This window comes from Vibrio sp. 1069 (assembly GCF_033340555.1).
In genome coordinates this window covers 1-773 of record NZ_JAWOWP010000277.1, presented here as the reverse complement: position 1 = coordinate 773, position 773 = coordinate 1, and the positions used below count along the sequence as shown (strand labels likewise).

1 protein-coding gene is annotated in these 773 nt (G+C 49.0%); it reads right to left on the bottom strand.

All coding sequences use genetic code 11. The features are described from left to right. Positions 1–773: aminopeptidase P family N-terminal domain-containing protein (locus tag R7040_RS25965; protein ID WP_318097501.1), on the bottom strand; the 773-nt coding region annotated here is incomplete at both ends.

The window sequence follows — 773 nt, the reverse complement described above, 5'->3', positions numbered from 1 at the left end:
GGAAAGTACGGGTGATGTCTGTTGTGCCGCCAAGGTATTGACCGCCAGAATCTACAAGGAAGAAATTGCTTTCATTGACAACGGCATTGCTTTCTTCATCGGCGGCGTAGTGCATTTTCGCGCCATGTGCGGCGAAGCCTGCAATCGTGCGGAAACTGTCGCTCACATAATGGCGAGTTTGACGGCGATAGCTTTTCAATTGAGCCTCGGCTGACAGCTCAGTAACAAGCCCGCTTGGGACTTGGTCTTCTAACCAGCTCATGAACTTCACGACAGCCACACCATCGTCCGTCAATGACTGTTCGAGATTGGCTAACTCGGTCTGATTTTTGATGGCTTTCATGTCGGTGACCGGGCAAGCCATTGGCTTTAATGAAAGGTTCTGCTCAATGGAGTTAACCAACAAGCTGTCGGTATAAACCGGGCTAAAAGCAAGCGACAGGCCTTCACATTGCTGATTCAAATACTGGCTGACGTACTCGTAGTGACGAACGCTCACACCTTGCGCAGTCAGCTTCTTCTCTATCTCGGCTGGTAACTTTTGTTTATCGATGAACGCCGTCGCGCGGTCTCGCTCGACAATAAGGTAGGATTCCGAAACCGGGCAGTAAAGCGTGTCAGCGCCACGAATATTCAGTGTCCACATCACATCGTCAAGGGTTGAAACCAATAAACAGTCCGCATGGTTTTCATTGAGCCATTTACGAATATCTGCGAGTTTTTGTTTGGTTTCTACACCAGAAAACGCAACCGGATGGTCAAAAATTTCTGCG